Origin of the sequence: Sphingomonas sp. PAMC 26605, assembly GCF_000241485.1 — a bacterium.
Classification (GTDB): Bacteria; Pseudomonadota; Alphaproteobacteria; order Sphingomonadales; family Sphingomonadaceae; genus Sphingomonas.
This window is the reverse complement of sequence record NZ_JH584241.1, coordinates 122,654-144,864: the sequence shown is the minus strand read 5'-3', so window position 1 is coordinate 144,864 and position 22,211 is coordinate 122,654. Positions and strand designations below refer to the sequence as shown.

Genomic DNA, 22,211 nt, shown 5'->3' with positions numbered 1-22,211 from the left:
CCGCGGGCGGGTTCAAGCGCGCGTGTAGCGCGTCACCGTCATGATCGCGCGCGGCACGAAGCCCATCGACCGATAGAGCGGGACCGCCAGATTATCCGGATAATGGTGCAGGAACACCCCCTCGCCGCGCTCGAGCCGCGGCGCGATGATCGCCTCCATCAGCGCCCGCGCATAGCCCCGGCCGCGATGATCGGGATGCGTGCAGACCGCGCTCACCTCGGTGAAGCCCGGCACCTTCATCCGCTCGCCCGCCATCGCGACGAGCCGCCCGCCGCGCCGCACGCCGACATAGCCGCCCTGCAGATAGGTGTTCGGAAAGAACGGGCCGGGCGCGGTCAGCGTCGCGAGCTCGAACATCTCGGCGGCGTCGTCCGCGCCGAGCGCGACGCTCTCGACCGCCCGTCCGCCCCGGTTGAGCCGCGTCGCGACCATCTGGTCGAGCCGCCGCTCCTCCTCGATCACCGCCCCCGGGAGCGGCCGCGCCGGAGCGTTTTCAATCGTCGCAAGCGCACCCTGCGCGGGGACCAGTGCCGCCAGCGCGGCGAGCGCCTCGGGTGACGCGTCGGCGGCGGCGCCGAACATATTGACCTCGGGCCGGAACCGCCAGGCGCGCGCGTCGCCCAACGCGAGCGCGGCATGACGTCCGCTGAGGGTGTGCCAGACGGGACGGTCGAGCGGCGTGGGGGCGGATGTCGGTTCGGTCATCGGCCTGATGGACCATAGCGCATGCCATCGCGCGTCCCGCGGCTTGCGCTCAAAGGCGGCGCACCCTTCACGGCGCGTCGATCGTCAGCACCGGCTCGGCGATCGCCACCGTCTTGTGGAAGACGCGCAGGTCGAGATGCGTCGTGCCGTTTTCCTCGCTGATGACATCGACGAATTCATGATCGATCAGCACCGTTTCGCGGACATAGCGCATTCCGCCGAGCGACTGGCTCGCGAGCAAGGTATCGATCCCGCTGATCGACAGCGTCAGCAGGAAGCGATCGCTCTCGCTCGTCAGAGCAGCGAGCACCGGGCTGTCGTCATCGAGGATATGGACCAGTGTCCATGCGAGCCCGAGCATCGGGTTCTGGCTGCGCACCAGCGGCAATTCGCTCAGCCGGCGAAAGGTCCGCCCGTCGCCGAGATGGACCGTTTCGAGCCAGCTCATCTGTGCCGTCACGTCGGCGAGCGGCCGCGAGCGTTTCGAGGCGACGCGGATCATCAGCGCACGCCGCCCGAGATAGCGCCCGATCACCGCGACCTCGCTGAAGATCAGGCTCTCGCGCGGGCGGGCGAAGCGCGCGAAGATCAGCCCGGTGATCGTCGCCGAGAAGAACAGCCCGATCAGGATCTCGACCGCGGCGATCGCATGGCCGAGCCGTGTCACCGGTGCCATCACGCCGTAGCCGACCGTGCCGAGCGTATCGACCGAGAAGAAGAAGCCGTCGATCACCGATCCGGGCTGCATCGTCCCGATCGCACCGGGGAGCAGCGCATAGATCGTCCCGAACACCAAGTTGATCGCGACGAAACTCGCCGAGACGAGCGCGATGAACCACGGCCAGCTCATCTCCATCACGCCGTAATAGAGATCGCCATAGGGCGACGGCCCACCGGTCTTGATGGCGGGGAAGCCACCCATCTGGATGATCTGACGACGCGGGGACCTGGGCATGGCGCGAACCTTGGACAGCCGCGCGCGCGCGTCAAGTCGCGTGGACGGACGGCTGCTTAGCCCCTATCTGCGATCCATGGCCTCCCGTTTCGAATCCGTCCCCCAGCGCCGTGCGATCATCGACCGGCGCGGTCTCGCCGATGCGCTCGCCGCGCTCGGCGGCGACAAGGCGGCGTTGCGCGCGCAAGGCACCGCGCTGCTCAAGGACGCGCTCGACTCGGGCCGCGCGGAGATCGCGCGGCGGCTGATCGAGCATCCTTCGCGCGGACTCGAGATCGCGGCGAGCCAGGCGTTCCTGACCGACCAATTGCTGCGTTTGCTCTACGATTTCACAACCGAGCGGCTTTACCCGAACAGCAACCCGACCGCGGCCGAGCGCATCACGATCATCGCCGTCGGCGGTTATGGCCGGGGCGAGATGGCGCCCTACTCAGATGTCGATGTCGGCTTCCTTACGCCCTGGAAGCAGACCGGCTGGACCGAGCAGGTGATCGAGACGATCCTCTATGCGCTGTGGGACCTCGGGATGAAGGTCGGCCATAGCAGCCGCTCGCTCGACGAGATGGTCCGCCAGGCGAAGAGCGACGTGACGATCCGCACTGCGCTGCTCGAGGCGCGCTACGTATGGGGCGACCAGGAAGTCTATGACGCCGCGGCGCACCGCTTCAAGAGCGAGGTCCAGGCCGACAGCGCGCGCCAGTTCATCGCCGACAAGCTCGCCGAGCGCGACGTGCGCCACAAGAAGATGGGCGACACGCGCTATGTCGTCGAGCCCAACGTCAAGGAAGCCAAGGGTGGCCTGCGCGATCTCCACGCGCTGTTCTGGATCGGCAAGTTCGCCTACAACGTCAGCGAACCCGCCCAACTGGTCGAGGCGGGGCTGCTCAGCCGCGCCGAATATCGCCAGTTCCACCGCGCCGAGAACTTCCTCTGGGCGGTGCGCTGCCACCTCCACGACATCTCGGGCCGGGCCGAGGACCGGCTGACCTTCGACCTGCAACGCGAGATCGCCGAGCGGATGCGCTTCGCCGACCGCCCCGGCAAATCCAAGGTCGAGCGCTTCATGCAATTCTATTTCCTGCAGGCGCGGACGGCAGGCGATCTGACCGGCGTCTTCCTCGCGCATCTCGACGAGAAGTTCGCCGCGCGCGGACGGCGTTTCGGGCTGCCGACGCTGCGCCGCTCCCCGCGCAAGCTCAACGGCTTCATCGTCAACCGCGGCCGGCTCGCGATCCCGACCGACGACTTTCTCGCCGAAAAACCGACGCGCCTGCTCGAACTGTTCGCGCTCGCCGACAAGCACGGCCTCGAGATCCACCCGCTGACAATGCGCGCCGCCGCGCGCGACGCAAAGCTCGCCGACGACATCCGCCAGGACCCGACCGCCAACGCGCTGTTCCTTGACGTGCTGACCTCGCCGCGCGATCCCGAGATCGTGCTGCGCTGGATGAACGAGGCAGGCGTGTTCGGCCGCTTCGTTCCGGATTTCGGTCGCGTCGTCGCGCAGATGCAGTTCGACATGTATCACCATTACACCGTCGACGAGCACACGATCCGCGCGATCGGACTGCTCTCGAAGATCGAACATGGCGTGCTCGAGGCCGACCACCCACTGGCAACCGCCTTGCTCAACCAGATCGTGTCGCGCCGCGCGCTCTATGTCGCGGTGCTGCTCCACGATATCGCCAAGGGACGTGGCGGCGACCATTCGATCCTCGGTGCCGAGGTCGCACACAAGCTGTGCCCGCGCTTCGGTCTGTCGCCCGCGGAAACCGAGACCGTCTCCTGGCTCGTCCGCTTCCATCTGCTGATGTCGGCGACCGCGTTCAAGCGCGACCTGTCGGACTTCAAGACGATCCTCGATTTCACCGAGGTGGTGCAGAGCCCCGAACGGCTGCGGCTGCTGCTGGTCCTGACGATCGTCGATATCCGCGCGGTCGGGCCTGGCGTGTGGAACGGCTGGAAGCGGCAGTTGCTCGCGACGCTCTACGAATCGGCGGAAGAGGTGCTGCGGCTCGGCCACAAGCAGAAGGGCCGCAGCGAACGCGTCGCGACGAAGCAGGCGGCTTTGCGCGATCTGCTCGGCTGGACCCCCGGGCAGTTCGAAGCGCTCGTCCGCCGCCTGCCCGAACCCTATTGGGTCGCCGAGCCAGAGGACGTGATCGACCGCAACGCGCGGCTGGTCGCCGAGGCGGGCGACGCGCAGCTCTCGATCGCCGCGCAGGTCTATCCCGAACGCGGCGCGACGCTCGTCACGATCTACGCCGCCGATCATCCCGGGCTGTTCTACCGCATCGCCGGCGCGATCAGCGTTGCGGGCGGCAACATCATCGACGCCCGCATCCACACCACGCGCGACGGGATGGCGCTCGACAATTTCCTCGTCCAGGATCCCTACGGCCGCCCGTTCGACGAGGCGCCCCAGCTCGAGCGGCTCAAGCAGTCGATCGAGGACGCGCTCGCCAATCGCGGCAAGATGATCGACCGGCTGATGGCCAAACCGCTCCCGCGCCCGCGCGCCGAAGCTTTCGCGATCGTGCCCAACGTGCTGATCGACAACAAGGCGTCGAACCGCTTTACGGTGATCGAGGTCAATGCGCGCGACCGGCCCGCGCTGTTGCACCAGCTCGCCTACTCGTTGTTCCAGTCGCGCGTGACGATCCATTCGGCGCATGTCGCGACCTATGGCGAGCGCGCGGTCGACACCTTCTATCTGACCGATCTGACCGGCGACAAGATCGGCGCCGCGTCGCGGCTCAAGACGATCGAGCGGCGCCTGCTCGCGGCGGCCGCCGGGGAACGCATGGCCGACGCGGCATGACCGACGCGCTGCAGATCCTCGTCGACGCCGACGCCTGCCCGGTGAAGGACGAAATCTACCGCGTCGCCTACCGCGTCGAAATCCCCGTGATCGTGGTGAGCAACATGCATCTGCGCATCCCGGTCCACCCGCTGATCTCGCGCATCGTCGTCGATTCGGGCTTCGACGCTGCCGACGACTGGATCGCCGAACATGCCCATGCCGCGACCGTCGTCGTGACCGCCGACATCCTGCTCGCCGATCGCTGCCTCAAGGCGGGCGCGGTGGTGATCGGACCGACCGGCAAGGCGTTCACCAGCAGCTCGATCGGCAGCGCGATCGCGGTGCGCGCGATCATGGCCGATCTGCGCGCCGGCGGCGAACAGACCGGCGGCCCCGCGCCGTTCCGCAAGGAGGATCGCTCGCGCTTTCTCTCGGCGCTCGACCTTGCCCTGACCAGCCTGCGGCGCGCGCGCTGATCGCGCGATCGACGATTGGCGATCGTGCCGGAGTGCCGTAAATTCCTGCCGATCATCGATTCCCGCACGCGACTGCATGAAAGGAACGATCGATGCCGGTACTCGGAATTGGCGGCCTGTTTTTCCGCGGCAAGGATCCTGACGCCCTGTCGGGCTGGTATCGCGAGCACCTCGGGGTCGGCCCCGGCTGCGTCTCGGTCGAGGGCGCGGCGCCCGACGAATGGGCGTGGCAGGCGCAAGGTGGCCCCGTGGTGTTCGCGCCCTTCGCCGCCGACACCGAATATTTCGCGCTCGACAAGCCGTATATGCTCAACCTGCGCGTCCGCGACCTTGATGGGCTGACCGCCGCGCTCGATCTAGCGGGGATCGCGGTGATCACCAATGCGGAGTGGAACGATCCCGCGATCGGCCGCTTCGCGCGGATCCACGATCCCGAAGGCAATCCGATCGAACTCTGGGAGCCGACACCGCCGCTCTGACCCCCGTCATTCCCGCGCAAGCGGGAATCCCGCTTCTTTTCCCGGCCGGTGCGGTTCGGAGAAGAAGCGGGCCCCCCGCTTTCGCGGGGGTGACGGCGGTGAGGCGCGGGCCGATCGATCGGCGGCCTGAACCCGACGTTTCCTGCGTTCGACGAACGACGGCCCGCCCCTCGCGAAGGAGGCGCGGGCCGCCTTATGTCAGCGCCGCGCGCGTCAGAAGCGCGAGCGCAGCGTCACGCCATAGGTGCGCGGCTCGGCGAGATAGGCCGAGTAAAGCGCGTTGCCGGTCCCGCCGAAATTGGCGACGTTGGCCGACGAACCCGCGCCCTGGAACGGCGTGTTGAACGCGACCTGGATGTACTGCTTGTTGAACACGTTCTGCGACCAGAACTCGATCGCCCAGAGCTGATCCTTGCCGCGAATACCGATGCGCGCATTGACCAGCGCAAAGCCGTCCTGCTTCTTCTCGGGCGCGAGATCCGACCCGGTATTATAGTCCGAGGTCAGGCGGCTATCGACATAGACCAGACCCGTCAGGCCGTTCGAGCCGAGGTCGGGCGTCCACGACGCCGAGGTCGTCACGACATGGCGCGGCGCGTTCGACAGGACGCTGCCCGGCAGCAGGAACAGCGCCGGGTCGAGCGGCGCGCCGGCCGAATTGCCGACCAGATTGCGCGCGATCCGCGTGTCGGCGAAGGTATAGCCGGCCGAGACCTGGAACTGCCGGATCGGCGTCAGCGTCGCCTCGAGCTCGACGCCCTGCGAGATCACGCCGGGCTTGTCGGCCTTGCCGGTGCACTGGCCGGTCGGCGCGAGATTGTCGGTGTCGCCGCCGTTGAGGCTGGTCGAGCAGCCGACGAGGTTCTGCACGACGAACACCGAGCCGTTGAAGGTGTTGAGCTGGAAGTTCTTGAACTCCGAGCGGAACGCCGCGACGTTGAGCGTGAAGCCGCGCGTCTTGAACTTGGCGCCGAGCTCGTAGCTGTTGACCGTTTCCGCCGCGAACCGGAGCCCCGCTGCATCGGCATTGCTGCGCGGCCCGAACACGCCCGATGCACCGCCCAAGGGCGAGCGATCGAGATTGTAGCCGCCCGATTTGTAGCCCTTTGCGTAGGACGCATAGGTCAGCAGGCTCGGGATCGGCTTCCACGACAGGACCGCGGTGCCGGTGACCTTACCCTCGCCGAAATTGTTCTGCAGGTTGAGCGCGTTGAGCTGCGCCGACGAATTGCCGGTGCAGCTCAGCGTCAGGATGCCGCCGACATAGGCCTTGGCGGCGGCAGGGACCGCGGCGCTCGCGAGCAGCGGCGACAGATTGGCCTGCTGCACCGGGCAGACGGTATTGGTGTTGTTGAAGTTCGCGCTGAAATCCTTCTGCTCGTGCGTGTAGCGCGCGCCGAGCGTCAGCGAGACTGTGTCGGTGATGTGGAAGATGTTGTGCGTGAAGAAGGCGTAGTTCTCGCTCTTCTGACGATAGACCGACCCGTTATCGCCGACATTGTTGACGCCACCGCCGACGCCCGGACCACCCGTCAGGCGATCGAGCCCGCCGAGCACCGCCGGTGCGAGTGCGCCGAACGCCGCGGTTACCGTCCCACGACCGAGGGCCGAAAGGCAGCCCGGCGCGGCCTGATTCTGCAGCGCGGCGTTCTGGCTGATGCTGGTGACGAGGCGGCACGCGGCGAACTGGCCGTATTGCGAGCCGAACACGACGTTGTCGACGACGCGGAGGTTCTCCTTCGAGTAGAAGCCGCCGACCAGCCAGTCGAGCTTCCCCGAGAAGGCCGAGCCCTGCAGGCGCGCTTCCTGCGTGAAGGTGTGGAACTGGCGGTACGCATTGCCGTCAGCAGCGCGGTGCGTCAGGTCGACATTGGTGTAATCGACGTCGCCGGCATTGCCCGCTTTGTATTCACGGTATGCGGTGATCGAAGTCAGCGTAGCACCGCCGAGGTTCCAGTCGGCCTGAAGCGAGCCGCCGTAATCGACCGTCGTGTTGCGATAGGTCTGGCCGGGCGTGATCGCGACTTCGCGGTTGAAGGTGCCCGGCGTGTTGCCGGCGAGCGGATAATAGGCGCCCTGGCGGCGCAGAATGTCGACGATCGGATTGGCCGCCGTGATCGCCACGGCGTGATCGGCATTGACGCCGGCGCCATTGGCCGCGACCGCGTCGGGCGTCGGATCAACGGTCTGCTTCTGGCTATAATAGGTCGCGCCGCAGCAGCTTTCCTTGCGATGCGAATAGTCGCCGATCAGGCGGAAGCTGAGGTCGGCGGTCGGCTTGAACAGCAATTGCCCGCGGACGAAATAGCGGTCGCGGTCGTTGACGCGCGATTCGGTCCCGCCCGCCGGATTGACCGTGCGGTAGAAACCGTCGCGATTGACGTAGACGCCGTCGAGCCGGAAGGCGAGCGTGTCGGAGATCGGCCCGGTGATACCGCCGGCGAGGCGCTTCTGATCGTAATTGCCATAGGTGCCCTCGGCATAGCCGCCGAAGGTAAATTTCGGCGACGCGGTGATGATGTTGATCAGGCCGGCCGAGGCGTTGCGGCCGAACAGCGTGCCCTGCGGCCCGCGCAGCACCTCGACGCGGTCGATCTCGCCGAGTTCGTTCAAGCCGACGCCGGTGCGGCTGCGATAGACACCGTCGATGAACACCGCGACCGAGCTTTCGAGCCCGGGATTGTCGCCGACGGTGCCGACGCCGCGGATGCGCGCCGACGCGTTCGATTCGCTGCCGGTCGAGGAGATCAGCAGCGACGGCGCGAGCTGGTTGAGCGCGCGAATGTCCGAGCCGCCCGAATTCTGCAGCGATTCCTGCCCGACCGCCGATACCGCGATCGGCACGTTCGACAGCCGCTCGGAGCGGCGCGTCGCGGTGACGATGATGTCGCCGGCGTCGCGTTCTTCAGGCGCGGCGGCGGCGGGCGCGGTGGCCGACGTACCGGTTTGCGCGTCCGTCTGCGTCGTCGCGGGGGCGGTCTGGGCGAAAGATGGGGCCGAAATCGCCATAGCGGCAACGGAAATCAGGTACGCGGCTTTGCGCATGTCAGAACTCTCCTAAATTTTTTTTCATTTTTTGAAGGTTGGGAATAGCCTGACGGAAGCCCGCGTCTAGCGAAAATCATGGAGGAATCGAAAAGTTTGAAGATAGGTGATGTAAACAGGCCACAGCGAAGGGCAGGGCTTTGTGATACCGCATGACGTTCATGTCATAGTACGGAAGATCCGAAGCGGCCGTAAATCCCGGAAATCAGCGGTCATCGTATGAGTGCCGCCCTACCCCGCGCCGCCTCCCCTCCCCGGAAGGGAGGGGGCGGGGGTTGGGTCGCTCCCAACGAACTCCCGACCCTGCGGAAAGGAACCCACCCCCAGCCCCCCTTCCAGGGACGGTCGGCCCGAATCTCGATATGCAGCACACGCAAAAAAACGACCGGATCCCCCAACGGGGACCCGATCGCTTCACACAATCCGATTCGACGATGTTACTTGGGCGCGAGCACCATCAGCATCTGTCGGCCTTCCATGCGCGGATAGGCTTCCACCTTGGCGGTTTCGGCGACATCGGCCTGGACGCGCTGGAGGAGCACCATGCCGAGCTGGCCGTGGCTCAACTCGCGGCCGCGGAAGCGCAGCGTGATCTTGACCTTGTCGCCCTCGTCGATGAACTCGAGCACCTTCTTCATCTTGGTGTCGTAATCGTGATCATCGATGTTGGGACGCATCTTGATCTCCTTGATCTCCTGCGTCTTCTGCGATTTCCGCGCGAGGTTGGCCTTCTTTTGCGCCTCGTACTTGAACTTGCCGACGTCGAGGAACTTGGCGACGGGCGGATCGGCGTTGGGCGACACTTCGACCAGGTCGAGACCGACCTCGCGCGCCTGCTCCATCGCCTCGCGGGTGTACATCACGCCGAGGTTCTCGCCGTCCTGATCGATCACGCGAACCTTGGGCGATACAATGAATTCGTTGAAGCGAGGGCCATTCATCGGCGGCGCCTGGCGGGTCATCGGGGGTCGGATAGGTGTAGCTCCTATGGTTGTTTCAGGGGGGATATAGGGGTTTTCGGGTTAAAACGAAAGGTGCGGCGCGCTTGATCGTCGCGCGTTCCCCGGCGCAGGCCGGGGCCCAGTCGCGAAGGTGGTCGTAAGCAAGCGTTGCGCCAGCCAATTCCGACATCGCGACTGGGCCCCGGCCTTCGCCGGGGTACGGCTTCCCTTTACAGATCCGGGGCCTTGGCGGCCTCGGTCAGCATCGCGATCGCGTAGTCGAGCGTCAGGAATTGCTGGCGATCGCTGCCCAATTGGCGCAGCGCGACCTTGCCTTCCTCGGCCTCGCGCTTGCCGACGACGAGCAGGTTGGGGACCTTCGCCAGCGAATGTTCGCGCACCTTGTAGTTGATCTTCTCGTTGCGCAGATCGGTCTCGACGCGGATGCCGGCGGCCTTGAGCTTGTCGGTGACTTCGCGCGCGTAATCGTCTGCGTCGGACACGATCGTCGCGACCACCGCCTGGACCGGCGACAGCCATAACGGGAAGCGGCCGGCGTGGTGCTCGATCAGGATGCCGATGAAGCGCTCGAACGTGCCGAGGATCGCGCGGTGGAGCATGATCGGGCGATGCCGCTCGCCATCGGCGCCGACGTAGGAGGCGTCGAGTCGGTCGGGCAGCACGCGGTCCGACTGGATCGTACCGACCTGCCACGTCCGGCCGATCGCGTCGGTCAGATGGAATTCGAGCTTGGGCGCATAGAATGCCCCCTCGCCCGGCAGTTCCTCGAACTTGGCCTTGATCGATTCGCTGAGCTTCGATCCGAGCACCGCCGTGCGCAGTTCGTCCTCGGCCGTGTCCCACATCTCCTCGCTGCCGAAGCGCTTGTCAGGACGCAGCGCGAGCTTGACCGCATAATCCTCGAACCCCAGGTCGCGGTACACGCTGTCGAGCAGCTCGCAGAATTGTTGGACCTCGGCGACGAGCTGGTCCTCGCGCACGAAGATGTGCGCGTCATCCTGCGTGAACTGGCGGACGCGCATGATGCCGTGCAGCGCGCCGTGCGGCTCGTTGCGATGGCAGCAGCCGAACTCTGCCATGCGGATCGGCAGGTCGCGATACGATTTGATCCCCTGGCGGAAGATCAGCACGTGCGCCGGGCAGTTCATCGGCTTCAACGCCATCAGATCGGCGGTGCCGCTGAACACCGCGGCGTCATCATCGGTATTGGGGATTTCGTCGGGCACCACGAACATGTTCTCGCGATATTTGCCCCAATGGCCCGACTGCTCCCACTGGCGCGCGTCCATCAGCTGCGGGGTCTTGACCTCGGCATAGCCCGCCGCGTCGAGCCGGCGGCGCATATACGCCTCGAGCTGCCGCCACAGGACGAAGCCCTTGGGGTGCCAGAACACCGAGCCCTGCGCCTCAGACTGGAGGTGGAACAGGTCCATTTCCTGCCCGATCTTGCGATGATCGCGCTTGCCGGCTTCCTCGAGCATGGTGAGATGCGCGTCGAGCTGCTTCTTGTTGAGCCAGCCGGTGCCGTAGACGCGGCTGAGCATCGCGTTCTTCTGGTCGCCGCGCCAATACGCGCCCGACACCCGCGTCAGCTTGAACGCCTGCGGATCGAGCTTGCCGGTCGAGGCCATGTGCGGCCCGCGGCACATGTCGAGCCACTGGCCCTGGCGATAGATCGTCAGTTCCTCGCCATCGGGAAGCTCGGCGGCCCATTCGGCCTTGAAGGTCTCGCCCTGCTGCTGCCAGGTCTCGATCAGCTGCTCGCGGCTCCACACTTCACGCGTGAAGGGCTCGTTGCGCGCGATGATCGCGCGCATCTCGGCCTCGATCGCGGGGAGATCGTCGTCGGTGAAGGGGCGATCCTTGGGCGCGAAATCGTAATAGAAGCCGTCGTCGGTCGCCGGACCGAAGGTGATCTGGGTGCCGGGGAAGAGGTGCTGCACGGCTTCGGCCATGACATGCGCGAGATCGTGGCGGACGAGCTCGAGCGCATCGGCCTCGTCGCGCATCGTCACCAGCGCGAGGTTGGTGTCGCCGTCGAACGGCCGCGTGATGTCGCGCACCTCGCCGTCGATCCGCGCAGCGATGGCGGCCTTGGCGAGGCCGGGACCGATCGCGGCGGCCACATCGGCCGGGGTAGTCCCCGGGGCTACCTCGCGGACGGAACCGTCGGGCAGCGTGATGCGGAACATGGCGGACATTATCGCGGTCTTTCGTGGGAAAACAGGAACCGGCGGCTAGGCCGGGAGCGCCGATATAGCCACGTGCAAGCGCGGCGTCATCCCCGGGACTGGTATCGCGCCACGGGCGCCTTATCTCGGTAGCGGGCTAAAGGGGATTGATGATGCTGACGGGGCTGCTGGTGTTCGCGATGGTCGTGCTCAGGGTCTTTCCCGAGACCGCGGCGGCGCAGTGGCTCGACCGCATGGTCCGCGCGACGGTCGCTGCGGTGCGTCAGGTCGAGCGCCGGCATCTCGTGTTTCTCGTCCTGATGACGCTGCTCCTGACGATCGGCGTCGAAGCGCTCGCGGTGATGGGGCCGCTCGATCTCGCGACGATCGTCGTGATGTGGGATATCTCGACCTATATCGACGTGGTCGTGACGACGGTCGTGGTCGCGATGGCGACGCGCGGCAGTATCGGCTGGCGAGCGCTGGTCACGCGTTTTGCACCGCGTCGCGCCCCGCGCGCGCGGCGGCAGCGCAGCGCTCGCAAGGCCGCGCCGTCCTCCAACGACGACGAGAGACCGGCGGCGTTCGCACGCGCGGCCTAACCCCTCGTCACCCCGGCCTTGTGCCGGGGCCCACCGTGCCGCGCGAGTTGAGCCGTCAGTGAGTGCATCCCGGTGGACCCCGGCACGGGGCCGGGGTGACGGAGGTTGGGTGGCCGTGCGAAAGAATTTTAACGCAGCAGCACCAGTTCCTCGGCCATCGACGGATGCAGCGCGACGGTCTGGTCGAACGCGTCCTTGGTCAGCCCGGCCTTCACCGCGACCGCCGCCGCCTGCAGGATCTCGGGCGAATCGGGCCCGATCATGTGGAGCCCGAGCACCTGCCCCGTCTCGGCGTTGCACACCATCTTGTACAAGGCGCGCTCGTTGCGGCCGGCGAGCACGTTCTTCATCGGGCGGAAGTCGGACATGTAGACCTTCACCGATCCGAACTTGTTCTTGGCCTGCGCCTCGGTCAGCCCGACGCCCGCCATCGGCGGATGGCTGAACACGGCGGACGGGATGTTCTCGTAATCGACGCGGTGCGGCTTGTTGCCATACATCGTGTCGGCGAACGCCTGCCCCTCGCGGATCGCGACCGGGGTCAGCTGGATACGGTTGGTGACATCGCCGACCGCATAGATGCTGTCGCAGGTCGACTTGTTGTCCGCGTCGACCACGATCGCGCCCTTGTCGTCGAGCTCGACGCCGGCGCTCTCGAGCCCCAGCCCTTCGGTATTGGGCGAGCGCCCAGTCGCGAACATCACGCAATCGACGTCGATCGGCTCGTGGCCGGTCATCGACACGCGCAGGCAGCCGTCGGGCTGCTGCTCGATCCCGCGGAACTCGGCGTTGAAGCGAAAATCGAGCCCCTTCATCATCGAGATCTGGAGCAGGCGATCGCGGATCGATTCGTCATAGCCGCGCAGGATCACGTCGGTGCGGTTGATCAGCGTGACCTTCGAGCCGAATTCGTTGAAGATCCCGGCGAACTCGTTGGCGATATAGCCGGCGCCTGCGATCAGGATGCGCTTGGGCACGGCATCGAGGTGGAACACCTCGTTCGAGGTGATGCCGAGCTCATGCCCCGGGCATTCGGGCACGATTGGCGTCGCCCCGACCGCGATCAGGATCTTGCCCGCGGTCACTTCGCGCCCGTCACCGAGCCGGACCGAATGCGGGCCGGTCACCACCGCACGATCGAGGATGATCTCGACGCCGTTATTGGTCAGCGTGTCAGTATACGCCGAATTGATCCGATCGACCTCTTCCATCACATTGTCGCGCAGGCGCGCCCAGTCGAAGCCGAGATTGTCGGGCACGTCCCAGCCGAAGCGCTTGGCGTCCTTCAGATCCTCGGCAAAATGCGCGCCATAGACGAGCAGCTTCTTGGGCACGCAGCCGCGGATGACGCAGGTGCCGCCGACGCGATATTCCTCGGCCACCGCGACCTTCGCGCCGTGTGCCGCCGCGACGCGCGACGCGCGCGTGCCGCCCGAGCCCGCACCGATGACGAAAAGGTCGTAGTCATACTCAGCCATGTCATGTCCTCTTGCGGCCGCAGATTCGCGACCGCTGCTTATAATCTAGCGCTGCCCGGCGCGGCGCATCGGCATCGCGTCGATCGTCGCGACCAGAGTCGCGCGATCGATTGGCTCGGCGCGACGCAGCGCGGCATGGCCGTCCTTGCCGACCAGCACGACGCCGAACGCCGATTTGGGCAGCCGCCAGTGCGTCCGCAAAACCGCCGCGCTGTCGGTCGCACCGCGCACCGTATCGCCGGTGACCTCAACGATCGTGACGTCACGATCATCGAGATCCTTGGGCATCGCGTCGAGCGAGGCCCGCTGCGCGGAGCGCCGCGCATCGCTTTCGCTCGGCGCGGCGACGATCAGCACGCGGCGCTCGTGCCGCATTTCAGCCACCGTCGCGGCCGCCATCGCCGCCGCGACCAGCATCACCCGAACGCGCGCTTGATCAGGTCGGTGGTCGAGACGTCGAATTCCTGGTCGCCCTTGTCGGCGGCCTTGGCCATTTCCTTGCCGAGCTCGACGCCGAACTGGTCGAACGAATTGATCCCGAGCAGCACGCCGTTCACGAACACGCGCTGTTCGTAGAACGCGATTAGCGCGCCCAACGTGCGCGCATCGAGGTCGTCGAGCAGGATCGTCGTGCTCGGCCGGTCACCCGAATAGCTGCGCGCGTGATCGTCGTTCGCGCGGCCCTTCATCAGCGCGGCGCCTTGCGCGAACGCGTTGAGCAGCAGCTGGCGATGGTGATCCTCCGACAGCGTATCGCCCGGCTCGATCACCGCGACGAACTCCACGGGGACGAGATGCGTGCCCTGATGCAGCAACTGGAACACAGCGTGCTGCGCATCGGTGCCGACCCCGCCCCAGGTGATCGCCGCGCTCGGCCGGTCGAGCGCCTCGCCGTCGATCGTCGTGCCCTTGCCGTTCGATTCCATCTCGAGCTGCTGGAGATACGACGGCAGCAGCCGCAGCCGCTCGTCATAGGCGAAGGTCGCGCGCGTCTCGGCGTGGCGGACCTGCGTATAATAGAGATCGGCGAACGCCGCGAGCGCGGGCGCGTTCTGGCTGAGCGTCGTCTGCTGGAAATGGCGGTCCATCTCGGCGGCACCCTCGAGCATGTCGGCGAAATTGTCCCAGCCGAGCGCGATCGCGGCGGGGAAGCCGATCGACGACCAGAGCGAATAGCGCCCGCCGACCGAATCGGCGAAGGGCAGCACGCGCGTCTCGTCGACGCCCCATTCGACCGCCTTGTCGGGATCGGCCGTCAGCGCGATGACGCGGCCATAGGCGTCCTCGACGCCCGCCTCGCCCATCCACTGCAGCACCGAATCGGCGTTGGTCAGCGTTTCCTTGGTGGTGAAGGTCTTCGACGCGATCACCAGCAGCGTCGCGGTCGGATCGAACTTCTTGAACACTTCCTCGAGCGCGGCGCCGTCGATGTTCGAGACGATCGCGACGTCGTACGCGGTATCCTCACGCCCCAGCGCATCGACCAGCAGATCGGGCCCGAGCGCCGAGCCGCCGATGCCGACGTGGAGCACATGGCGGATGTCGCCGAGCGCACCCGCCGCGATCGCGTCGATCAGCGCGCGCATCCGCGCGTGGAACGCGGCGGCCTTGGCATTGTCTTCCTCGCTCCCCTCGCCGCGCTCGGCGACGTGGGTGACCGAGCGGTTCTCGGTGACGTTGATGACCTTGCCCGAGAACAGCGCCTCGCGCTTGCCGTGAAGGTCCTGCGCCTTGGCGAGCGCTTCGAACGCGGTGACCGCCTCGGTCGTCAGGTGCGTCTTCGAGAAGTCGAAATGGATCCCGGCGACATCGGTGCTGAAGGTCTCCAGCCGGTTGGCATCCTCCGCAAACAGCGTCTCGAGCTTAAGCGAGGGCAGAGCCTCGATCGCGGTCCAGTCGGCAGACATTCAGGCACCTCTTCGGTCGTGGGGCAGGAAACGATTCCCGCGCTAGATCGCCCTAGCGGGGCGGCATTACAACCGCCAGCTTGACGACTTGCGCCAGCAGCACCAAACCGCGCGACATGGCCGATCCCACCCCGCTCCGCGACGCACCCGCGCGCAAATCCGAAACGCGCGAGACGCTCGTCTTCTTCCTCAAGCTCGCGATCGTCGTGTTCGTGTTCAGGAGCTTCGTCTTCGCGCCGTTCAGCATCCCGTCGCAGTCGATGCTGCCGCGGCTCTATATCGGCGACTATCTGTTCGTCTCGAAATGGAATTACGGCTATTCGCGCTGGTCGCTGCCATGGGGCGTGCCGCTGATCCCGGGGCGCGTCCTCGGCCGCGATCCCGCTCGCGGCGACGTCGTCGTGTTCCGCGGCCCTCCGGGCGACGACCATGACGTGATCAAGCGCGTGATCGGCCTGCCCGGCGACAGCGTGCAGATGCGCCACGGCCAGGTGATCCTCAACGGGAAGCCTGTCCCCAAGGTCAAGATCGCCGACTTCACGATCCCGCTCTCGCCGAACTATCCGGGCGGCAGCGAATGCCCTGCCGAGTTCGAGGACATGAGCGCCGGCAAGCCGATCTGCCGCTACCAGCAATTCCGCGAGACGCTCCCCAACGGCAAGAGCTACGCCGTGCTCGACCGCGGCGAGCAGATCAACGCCGACGAAACCGGCGTCTACAACGTTCCCGCCGGCCACGTCTTCGTGATGGGCGACAATCGCGACGACAGCGGCGACAGCCGGTTCGATCCGCCCGAGGGCATGGGGATGGTCCCGATGGAGCGGATCGAGGGCAAGGCGGTGTTCTCCTTCTTCTCGACCGACGGCTCGGCGAATTGGGTCCTGCCCTGGACATGGTTCTCGGCGGCGCGCTGGAGCCGGATCGGGGAAGGCTTTTGAGCGCTGAGCTGAGCAGCTGGATCGCCGCGAGCCTCGGCCACACGCCGCGCGACATCGCACCGTTCGAGCGCGCGCTGACGCATGGCAGCCAGGCCAAGGCGAATTATGAGCGGCTCGAATTCCTCGGCGACCGCGTGCTCGGGCTGGTGATGGCGGAATGGCTGTTCGAGCTGTTCCCGAACGAGCCCGAAGGCGCACTGTCGAAGCGCTTCAACGCGCTGGTGACGGGCGCGGTGTGCGCCGGTGTCGCGCGCGGCCTCGGCGTCGCGGCGCAGCTCAAGCTCGGCAAGCAGGCGCGCGACGACGGCGCGTCGGACAGCGACAACGTCCTCGGCGACGTGATGGAGGCGCTGATCGGCGCGCTCTACCGCGAGGCCGGGCTCGACGGCGCCCGCCGCGCGATCCGCACCGCCTGGGCCGACCGCGCGAGCCGCGAGCTGACGGTGCCGCAGCACCCCAAGTCGGCGCTGCAGGAATGGGCCGCGGCGCACAACCGCAAGGCGCCGGCGTACGAAGTGGTCGAGCGCTCGGGCCCGCACCATGCGCCGCGCTTTCGGGTGAAGGCGCTGATCGGGACTTTTGCCGAGGCCGAGGCCGAGGGGAGTTCGAAGCAGGAGGCGGAGACCGCGGCCGCGACGGCGTTGTTGGCGCAGGTGCGGCAAGCTGGGCGCTAACCTTACTCCCCTCCCTGGAAGGGAGGGGAGGAGAAGAGTAATGGCCCTCTGACACGCTCAGGCGAACGCAAGAAAGTTACCCGATGACCGAACCCACCCCCACCCAGAAATGCGGTCTCGTCGCGATCCTCGGCGCGCCCAACGCCGGCAAGTCGACGCTGGTCAATGCGCTGGTCGGTCAGAAGGTCGCGATCGTCAGCCCCAAGGCGCAGACTACGCGAGTCCGGCTGATGGGCGTCGCGATCGAAGGCGATACGCAGCTGCTGCTGGTCGACACCCCCGGCATCTTCGAACCCAAGCGCCGGCTCGACCGCGCGATGGTCCAGGCCGCATGGGGCGGTGCCGACGGCGCTGACGTGCTGGCCCTCGTAGTCGATGCCAAAGGCGGGCTAGGCTCGAAGGTCACCACCATCGCCGAAGCGATCGCGCACCGTCCCGAGCCGAAATACCTCATCCTCAACAAGGTTGATCTCGCCGACAAGGGCAAGCTTTTGCTCCACGCCGAGAAGCTCACCGCGATGGTGCAGTTCGACGAAGTCTTCTTCGTCAGCGCCTCGACCGGCGACGGCCTGCCCGAATTGAAGGCGCATCTCGCGCAGCGGATGCCGGCCGAGCCGTGGCATTTCCCCGAGGACCAGGTCTCCGACGCGACCGAGCGCAGCCTCGCCTCGGAGGTGACGCGCGAGCAGCTCTACCTCCAGCTCCACGCCGAACTGCCCTACGCCTCGACGATCGAGACCGAGCAATATCTCGAGCGCGAGGACGGATCGGTCGAAATCCACCAGCAGATCCTCGTCGAACGTCCGACGCAGCGCGCGATCGTGCTCGGCAAGGGCGGTGCGCGAATCAAGGAAATCGGCGCGCGGGCACGTACCGAGCTTGCCGGCATCATGGGCCGCCCGGTGCATCTCTATCTGCACGTCAAGGTCCGCCCCGGCTGGGACGACGAACGCGACGTCTATCGCGACATGGGGCTCGACTGGGTCGAGTGATCGACCCGAAGAGCGGCGACCGCGCAGCGCCGATGGCACCGCGCGGTCGCGCGATCATGGCTTAGCGATAGCGCCAGCCATCGTGGTAGCGATAGCGGTTCTGCCAATAGCGGCGGCCGTCCCAATAGCCGCGATCATAGCGCCGGCCGACGACCAGCACCGGACCGCCATAGCCTGGGCCCCCGCGCATCAGGCGGCAATGGCCGCCGGGTCCGCGAAATCCGTCGCGTCCGCAGCCGTCGCGCGCATCGGCGGCAGTGGTGGTGCCGATCGTTGCCACCCCGGTGAGGAGGATGGCGGCAAGAAGCTTTTTCATGATACCCTCTTGATCGTGAGTATGGAGCAAGAGCCCGACGGGCTGTCGAAACAAACGACAGGGACGACAACGCGTTCCACTACGACCGTTACGGCCCCGCTCCAAACGCCGCATTTCACGGCGCCAGCAGCGTTTCGACCCATGCCGGCACCAGTGTTCCTGCCGGCCCGAGCCGGGTCTCGTCGAACCAGGCGCTCCCCGCCGATCGCTCGAGATTGAGCTCGAGCGTCCGCGCGCCGGCCTGCCGCGCGCGCTGGACGAAACCCGCCGCCGGATAGACCGCGCCCGAAGTCCCGATCGACACGAACAGGTCCGCCGATCCGAGCGCATGCTCGATCCTGTCCATCGCGTAGGGCATCTCGCCGAAGAAGACGATGTCGGGCCTGAGCGCCGCCGCCCCGCAGTCGGGGCAGATCGACCCCGGCGGCAACGCGCCCGGCCATCGCCTCCGCACCCCGCACGCCGCACACAAAGCGGATTGCAGCGCGCCATGCATGTGCAGCAGGCGCCTGGCCCCCGCGCGCTCGTGCAGATCATCGACATTCTGCGTGACGATCAGCAAACCCCCGCCCCATTCTTCATCGAGCCGCGCCAAGGCCAGGTGCGCGGGATTGGGAGTCACGCGCGCCAGGGCCGCCCGCCGCGCATCGTAGAAAGCGTGGACCAGCGCAGGATCGTCCGCGAGCGCCTCCGGGGTACAGACGTCCTCGACGCGGTGCCCTTCCCACAGTCCGCCGGGCCCGCGAAACGTGGCGATGCCGCTCTCGGCGGAAATCCCGGCGCCCGTCAACACGACGATATTGCGAATGTCCTGCATGCCCCAGGCTTAGTACGGCGCGATGAAAGCTGCTATTCTTCGTTCCAGAGGACCGGTCCGCCTCCGGACGGGATAGAACACGATGCAAGCGCGAGCCTTGGGCAATTCGCGCATGGCATGTCGCGCGACCATTGGCTAAGGCCGCCGCGAGCCAATCGAAGGGGAATGGGCGTGACCGCGATCGGGATCATTGGCAGCGCCGGGCGCATGGGACAGGCCTTGGCGGCGATCGTGCCCGATCTGGGCGCGACGCTCGCTGGCGGGATCGATGCGGGCGGCGATCCGGCAGGCATCGCACACGATTCGGACGTGCTGGTCGATTTTTCCTCGCCCTCGGCGCTCGAGCGCACATTGGCGGCAGCGCGCCAAGCGGGAACGCCGATCCTGATCGGTACGACCGGCCTCACCACGACGCACCACGCGATGATCGATGCCGCCGCGGCGGAGATCGCAGTGCTGCAGACTGGCAACGTCTCGCTCGGGGTCACGCTGCTCGCCAAGCTGGTGCGCGAAGCGGCCGCCCGGCTCGGGCCCGAATGGGACATCGAGATCGCCGAATTCCACCACCGCCACAAGGTCGACGCGCCCTCGGGCACCGCCTTGCTGCTCGGCGAAGCGGCGGCGGCGGGTCGCGGCATCCCGCTCGCCGAGGCGCGCGTCGCCGATCGCGCCGGGCTGACCGGCGCGCGGTCGGAAGGGACGATCGGTTTCGCCAGTCTGCGCGGCGGATCGGTCGCGGGCGACCACCAGATCGTCTTTGCTGGCGAGGGCGAGCGGATCGAGCTCGGCCATCGCGCCGAGAATCGCGCGATCTTCGCGCGCGGCGCGATCACCGCAGCCTTGTGGCTCGTCGGCAAGCCGGCCGGGCGCTACGCAATGGACGAGGTGCTCGGGGTGTGAAGCGCGCCGAGATCGTCGAATTCTACGCGCGGCTCGCCGCCGACAACCCGCACCCCGAGACCGAGCTCGAGGCGGGCAATCCCTTCCAGCTCGTCGTCGCGGTCGCGCTGTCGGCGCAGGCGACCGACGTGGGCGTCAACAAGGCGACGCGGCGGCTGTTCGAGACGGTGACGACGCCGCAGCAGATGCTCGATCTCGGCGAGGAGGGGCTGAAACAGCACATCAAGACGATCGGCCTGTTCAACACCAAGGCGAAGAACGTCATCGCGCTGTCGCAGCGGCTGGTCGACATCTATGGCGGCGAGGTTCCGAACGACCGCGACGCGCTCGAGACGCTGCCGGGGGTCGGGCGCAAGACCGCCAATGTCGTGCTGAACGTGGCGTTCGGCGCCGAAACCTTCGCGGTCGACACGCACATCTTCCGCGTCGGCAACCGCACCGGGCTCGCGCGCGGCAAGACTCCGCTCGCGGTCGAGCTGAAACTCGACAAGGCGACGCCGCAGCCGTTCCGGCTGCACGCGCATCACTGGCTGATTCTCCACGGCCGCTATGTCTGCAAGGCGCGCACGCCCGAATGCTGGCGCTGCATCGTTGCCGATCTCTGTGCGTTCAAGCCGAAGACCCCGCCCCCCAAGGTCGCGACGCCCAAGACCCTCGATCGTCCGGAGCCCTGACATGCGCATGCTGTTCGCCGCCCTCGCCCTCGCCGCCTTCGCCGCACCCAGCGTCGCGCGCGACCGCGGCCACGTGCCCGAGGCGACTCCAACCGGCACGCCGCAACGCTGTATTCCGATCAGCAACATGCGCGAGAGCCATGTCCGCGACGACCGCACGATCGATTTCGTGACGAGCGGCGGCACGGTCTATCGCAACACGCTGCCCTTCGCCTGCCCCAGCCTGGGGTTCGAAGAGCGCTTCAGCTATGCGACGAGCCTCAGCCAGCTGTGTTCGACCGATACGATCACCGTACTCGAGACGGGCGGCGGCACGGGGCTGAGCCGCGGCGCGACCTGTGGTCTCGGCGTGTTCCAACCGGTGACATTGACGCAAACGACCGGGCCGCGCCGACGCAACTAGGGCTGGCGCCGGGGCACAGCCTTTGCTAGTCGAGCGGTCAGGCACCCGTAGCTCAGCTGGATAGAGCGCTGCCCTCCGAAGGCAGAGGCCACTGGTTCGAATCCAGTCGGGTGCACCATTTCGCATTAGCTTAGCCGCTTCCCAGGCTGATTGGTGAAACCGCAGGAAAAGCGGCATTTCGTGGGCGGCCGTTGTCAGGTTATTACGGGTTTGGACCCGAGTTGCGAAGCGGCGCGCCGAGGACGGGGCTGCCCGTTCAGCGTCATCAGACGATATCGTGAAGCATGAACAGCAGGCGGCAATAACCCCAGGAATGCTTGATCCGCGCTCTGTTCGGAAAGAGCTGTGCGCGCAAAGCCGAGTTCTGTCAGGCGATGCCGGTCTGGCGTTGGCTCAGCAAACCGGGAGCAGATTCGCCAGAGGATCGGGACGAAGAGCGTCCGCTCGCGATCGGCGGCGCAGAATCCTCGGGATACTTTGCCGGACAACACAGCGAATCGGGCCGGACGGGCACCCGTGCGACCTGAAAGCGTCGTCATGCGTTGAGGCCAGATGCCAGTGACGATCGAGACATTGCAGCACCGAATGGACGCGGCCGTCGCCGCGCTCGATTTTGAGGAAGCGGGCCGATGCCGCGACATGATCAGTGCGATGCGGGGCGGCGCAACGGCGGCGGAGGCCGAAGCGGCGAGCTGTGCGGGTTTGCAGCGCCAAGCGCCAGGCGCGATGGGATTGGGAACCAGTCAGCAGAGGGTGACCCCGCCCGCCGGATGGCGCGCGCCGCCTAAGCCCGACCCGATGACTGCTGGCCGCTCGAAGCGCAGCCGACACCGGACGGAGGGAGACTGACCGCGCGCAATATGGCGCGCGCGATTCGACGAGCGAAGGCGACCTCGACCGCGCTTCGCACGACG

Annotated in this window: 21 protein-coding genes and 1 tRNA gene; 12 read left to right on the top strand and 10 right to left on the bottom strand. The window is 66.8% G+C overall.

The window, feature by feature from the left end:
* Positions 1–12: 12 nt before the first annotated feature.
* Positions 13–705, bottom strand: a complete 693-nt coding sequence (locus RH90_RS00675; protein ID WP_010183251.1) for a GNAT family N-acetyltransferase — start codon at positions 703–705, stop codon at positions 13–15.
* 67 nt (positions 706–772) lie between these two features.
* A complete protein-coding gene (locus RH90_RS00670) occupies positions 773–1,660 on the bottom strand; it encodes an ion channel (RefSeq protein ID WP_029624917.1) in 888 nt (295 codons plus the stop codon).
* A 76-nt stretch (positions 1,661–1,736) separates the two neighbouring features.
* Between RH90_RS00670 and RH90_RS00665 the strand changes: the two genes are divergently transcribed.
* The 3 genes from RH90_RS00665 to RH90_RS00655 all read left to right on the top strand — a co-directional run bounded on the left by RH90_RS00665 (position 1,737) and on the right by RH90_RS00655 (position 5,418).
* Positions 1,737–4,481, top strand: coding sequence for a [protein-PII] uridylyltransferase (locus RH90_RS00665; protein ID WP_010183247.1), 2,745 nt, complete (start codon positions 1,737–1,739; stop codon positions 4,479–4,481).
* The gene (locus tag RH90_RS00660) at positions 4,478–4,939 is read left to right on the top strand and encodes a YaiI/YqxD family protein (protein ID WP_010183246.1); all 462 of its coding nucleotides are present in this window, start codon (positions 4,478–4,480) and stop codon (positions 4,937–4,939) included. The genes RH90_RS00665 and RH90_RS00660 overlap by 4 nt, the downstream gene beginning before the upstream one ends.
* Positions 4,940–5,031: 92 nt before the next feature.
* Complete coding sequence (locus RH90_RS00655) at positions 5,032–5,418, top strand: VOC family protein (protein ID WP_010183245.1); 387 nt, start codon at positions 5,032–5,034, stop codon at positions 5,416–5,418.
* A gap of 213 nt (positions 5,419–5,631) precedes the next feature.
* Here RH90_RS00655 and RH90_RS00650 read toward each other — a convergent pair whose 3' ends face one another.
* The 3 genes from RH90_RS00650 to thrS form a co-directional block, all read right to left on the bottom strand.
* Positions 5,632–8,463, bottom strand: a complete 2,832-nt coding sequence (locus RH90_RS00650) for a TonB-dependent receptor (protein ID WP_010183244.1) — start codon at positions 8,461–8,463, stop codon at positions 5,632–5,634.
* 437 nt (positions 8,464–8,900) lie between these two features.
* Complete coding sequence (gene infC, locus RH90_RS00645; protein WP_037492586.1) at positions 8,901–9,425, bottom strand: translation initiation factor IF-3; 525 nt, start codon at positions 9,423–9,425, stop codon at positions 8,901–8,903.
* Positions 9,426–9,634: 209 nt separating this feature from the next.
* Complete coding sequence (thrS, locus tag RH90_RS00640; protein ID WP_010183242.1) at positions 9,635–11,626, bottom strand: threonine--tRNA ligase; 1,992 nt, start codon at positions 11,624–11,626, stop codon at positions 9,635–9,637.
* A 140-nt stretch (positions 11,627–11,766) separates the two neighbouring features.
* On the opposite strand from thrS, the gene RH90_RS00635 reads away from it, so the two are divergent.
* Entirely contained in the window at positions 11,767–12,198 is a 432-nt protein-coding gene (locus RH90_RS00635) for a hypothetical protein (protein ID WP_010183241.1), read from the top strand.
* A 128-nt stretch (positions 12,199–12,326) separates the two neighbouring features.
* On the opposite strand, the gene gorA is transcribed toward RH90_RS00635, so the two are convergent.
* From gorA to pgi, 3 genes are read right to left on the bottom strand one after another with little or no spacing between them, the layout of a single operon-like run.
* Positions 12,327–13,676, bottom strand: coding sequence for a glutathione-disulfide reductase (gene gorA, locus RH90_RS00630; RefSeq protein ID WP_010183239.1), 1,350 nt, complete (start codon positions 13,674–13,676; stop codon positions 12,327–12,329).
* A gap of 45 nt (positions 13,677–13,721) precedes the next feature.
* On the bottom strand, positions 13,722–14,093 hold the full coding sequence (locus tag RH90_RS00625) for a DUF4174 domain-containing protein (RefSeq protein ID WP_010183238.1): 372 nt from the start codon (positions 14,091–14,093) through the stop codon (positions 13,722–13,724).
* On the bottom strand, positions 14,093–15,583 hold the full coding sequence (gene pgi / locus RH90_RS00620; RefSeq protein WP_010183237.1) for a glucose-6-phosphate isomerase: 1,491 nt from the start codon (positions 15,581–15,583) through the stop codon (positions 14,093–14,095). The genes RH90_RS00625 and pgi overlap by 1 nt, the downstream gene beginning before the upstream one ends.
* 116 nt (positions 15,584–15,699) lie before the next feature.
* Here pgi and lepB point away from each other — a divergent pair, with 116 nt between their 5' ends.
* The 3 genes from lepB to era all read left to right on the top strand — a co-directional run bounded on the left by lepB (position 15,700) and on the right by era (position 18,187).
* Positions 15,700–16,521 (top strand): signal peptidase I, encoded by an 822-nt coding sequence (gene lepB, locus RH90_RS00615; protein ID WP_010183236.1) that lies wholly within the window; start codon positions 15,700–15,702, stop codon positions 16,519–16,521.
* A complete protein-coding gene (gene rnc, locus RH90_RS00610; protein WP_086011190.1) occupies positions 16,476–17,195 on the top strand; it encodes a ribonuclease III in 720 nt (239 codons plus the stop codon). The genes lepB and rnc overlap by 46 nt, the downstream gene beginning before the upstream one ends.
* Positions 17,196–17,278: 83 nt before the next feature.
* Entirely contained in the window at positions 17,279–18,187 is a 909-nt protein-coding gene (gene era / locus RH90_RS00605; RefSeq protein ID WP_010183234.1) for a GTPase Era, read from the top strand.
* Positions 18,188–18,248: 61 nt separating this feature from the next.
* Here era and RH90_RS00600 read toward each other — a convergent pair whose 3' ends face one another.
* Both RH90_RS00600 and RH90_RS00595 read right to left on the bottom strand, forming a co-directional pair.
* Positions 18,249–18,503 carry a GCG_CRPN prefix-to-repeats domain-containing protein gene (locus tag RH90_RS00600; RefSeq protein ID WP_010183232.1) on the bottom strand — a complete coding sequence of 85 codons (255 nt, stop codon included), beginning with the start codon at positions 18,501–18,503 and terminating at the stop codon, positions 18,249–18,251.
* Positions 18,504–18,618: 115 nt separating this feature from the next.
* On the bottom strand, positions 18,619–19,320 hold the full coding sequence (locus RH90_RS00595) for an NAD-dependent deacylase (protein ID WP_010183231.1): 702 nt from the start codon (positions 19,318–19,320) through the stop codon (positions 18,619–18,621).
* Positions 19,321–19,491: 171 nt separating this feature from the next.
* On the opposite strand from RH90_RS00595, the gene dapB reads away from it, so the two are divergent.
* From dapB to RH90_RS00570, 5 genes are all read left to right on the top strand, one after another.
* Positions 19,492–20,220 carry a 4-hydroxy-tetrahydrodipicolinate reductase gene (gene dapB / locus RH90_RS00590; RefSeq protein WP_029624914.1) on the top strand — a complete coding sequence of 243 codons (729 nt, stop codon included), beginning with the start codon at positions 19,492–19,494 and terminating at the stop codon, positions 20,218–20,220.
* The gene (gene nth, locus RH90_RS00585; protein WP_010183228.1) at positions 20,217–20,894 is read left to right on the top strand and encodes an endonuclease III; all 678 of its coding nucleotides are present in this window, start codon (positions 20,217–20,219) and stop codon (positions 20,892–20,894) included. The genes dapB and nth overlap by 4 nt, the downstream gene beginning before the upstream one ends.
* A 1-nt stretch (position 20,895) precedes the next feature.
* A complete protein-coding gene (locus RH90_RS00580) occupies positions 20,896–21,297 on the top strand; it encodes a hypothetical protein (protein ID WP_010183227.1) in 402 nt (133 codons plus the stop codon).
* A 41-nt stretch (positions 21,298–21,338) separates the two neighbouring features.
* A tRNA-Arg gene (locus RH90_RS00575) sits at positions 21,339–21,415 on the top strand.
* Between the two features lie 434 nt (positions 21,416–21,849).
* Positions 21,850–22,146, top strand: a complete 297-nt coding sequence (locus RH90_RS00570; RefSeq protein ID WP_010183226.1) for a UvrB/UvrC motif-containing protein — start codon at positions 21,850–21,852, stop codon at positions 22,144–22,146.
* The last annotated feature ends 65 nt before the right edge of the window (positions 22,147–22,211 follow it).

Bases quoted from the DNA above. Each gene is read 5' to 3' on its own strand.
- RH90_RS00650 (WP_010183244.1), bottom strand. From the start codon at position 8,463: ATGCGCAAAGCCGCGTACCTGATTTCCGTTGCCGCTATGGCGATTTCG.
- RH90_RS00635 (WP_010183241.1), top strand. From the start codon at position 11,767: ATGATGCTGACGGGGCTGCTGGTGTTCGCGATGGTCGTGCTCAGGGTC.
- RH90_RS00675 (WP_010183251.1), bottom strand. From the start codon at position 705: ATGACCGAACCGACATCCGCCCCCACGCCGCTCGACCGTCCCGTCTGG.
- RH90_RS00625 (WP_010183238.1), bottom strand. From the start codon at position 14,093: ATGCTGGTCGCGGCGGCGATGGCGGCCGCGACGGTGGCTGAAATGCGG.
- RH90_RS00670 (WP_029624917.1), bottom strand. From the start codon at position 1,660: ATGCCCAGGTCCCCGCGTCGTCAGATCATCCAGATGGGTGGCTTCCCC.
- gorA (WP_010183239.1), bottom strand. From the start codon at position 13,676: ATGGCTGAGTATGACTACGACCTTTTCGTCATCGGTGCGGGCTCGGGC.
- rnc (WP_086011190.1), top strand. From the start codon at position 16,476: ATGGTTCTCGGCGGCGCGCTGGAGCCGGATCGGGGAAGGCTTTTGAGC.
- RH90_RS00665 (WP_010183247.1), top strand. From the start codon at position 1,737: ATGGCCTCCCGTTTCGAATCCGTCCCCCAGCGCCGTGCGATCATCGAC.
- RH90_RS00570 (WP_010183226.1), top strand. From the start codon at position 21,850: ATGCCAGTGACGATCGAGACATTGCAGCACCGAATGGACGCGGCCGTC.
- RH90_RS00580 (WP_010183227.1), top strand. From the start codon at position 20,896: ATGCGCATGCTGTTCGCCGCCCTCGCCCTCGCCGCCTTCGCCGCACCC.
- infC (WP_037492586.1), bottom strand. From the start codon at position 9,425: ATGACCCGCCAGGCGCCGCCGATGAATGGCCCTCGCTTCAACGAATTC.
- era (WP_010183234.1), top strand. From the start codon at position 17,279: ATGACCGAACCCACCCCCACCCAGAAATGCGGTCTCGTCGCGATCCTC.
- RH90_RS00655 (WP_010183245.1), top strand. From the start codon at position 5,032: ATGCCGGTACTCGGAATTGGCGGCCTGTTTTTCCGCGGCAAGGATCCT.
- RH90_RS00600 (WP_010183232.1), bottom strand. From the start codon at position 18,503: ATGAAAAAGCTTCTTGCCGCCATCCTCCTCACCGGGGTGGCAACGATC.
- thrS (WP_010183242.1), bottom strand. From the start codon at position 11,626: ATGTCCGCCATGTTCCGCATCACGCTGCCCGACGGTTCCGTCCGCGAG.
- RH90_RS00660 (WP_010183246.1), top strand. From the start codon at position 4,478: ATGACCGACGCGCTGCAGATCCTCGTCGACGCCGACGCCTGCCCGGTG.
- pgi (WP_010183237.1), bottom strand. From the start codon at position 15,583: ATGTCTGCCGACTGGACCGCGATCGAGGCTCTGCCCTCGCTTAAGCTC.
- RH90_RS00595 (WP_010183231.1), bottom strand. From the start codon at position 19,320: ATGCAGGACATTCGCAATATCGTCGTGTTGACGGGCGCCGGGATTTCC.
- lepB (WP_010183236.1), top strand. From the start codon at position 15,700: ATGGCCGATCCCACCCCGCTCCGCGACGCACCCGCGCGCAAATCCGAA.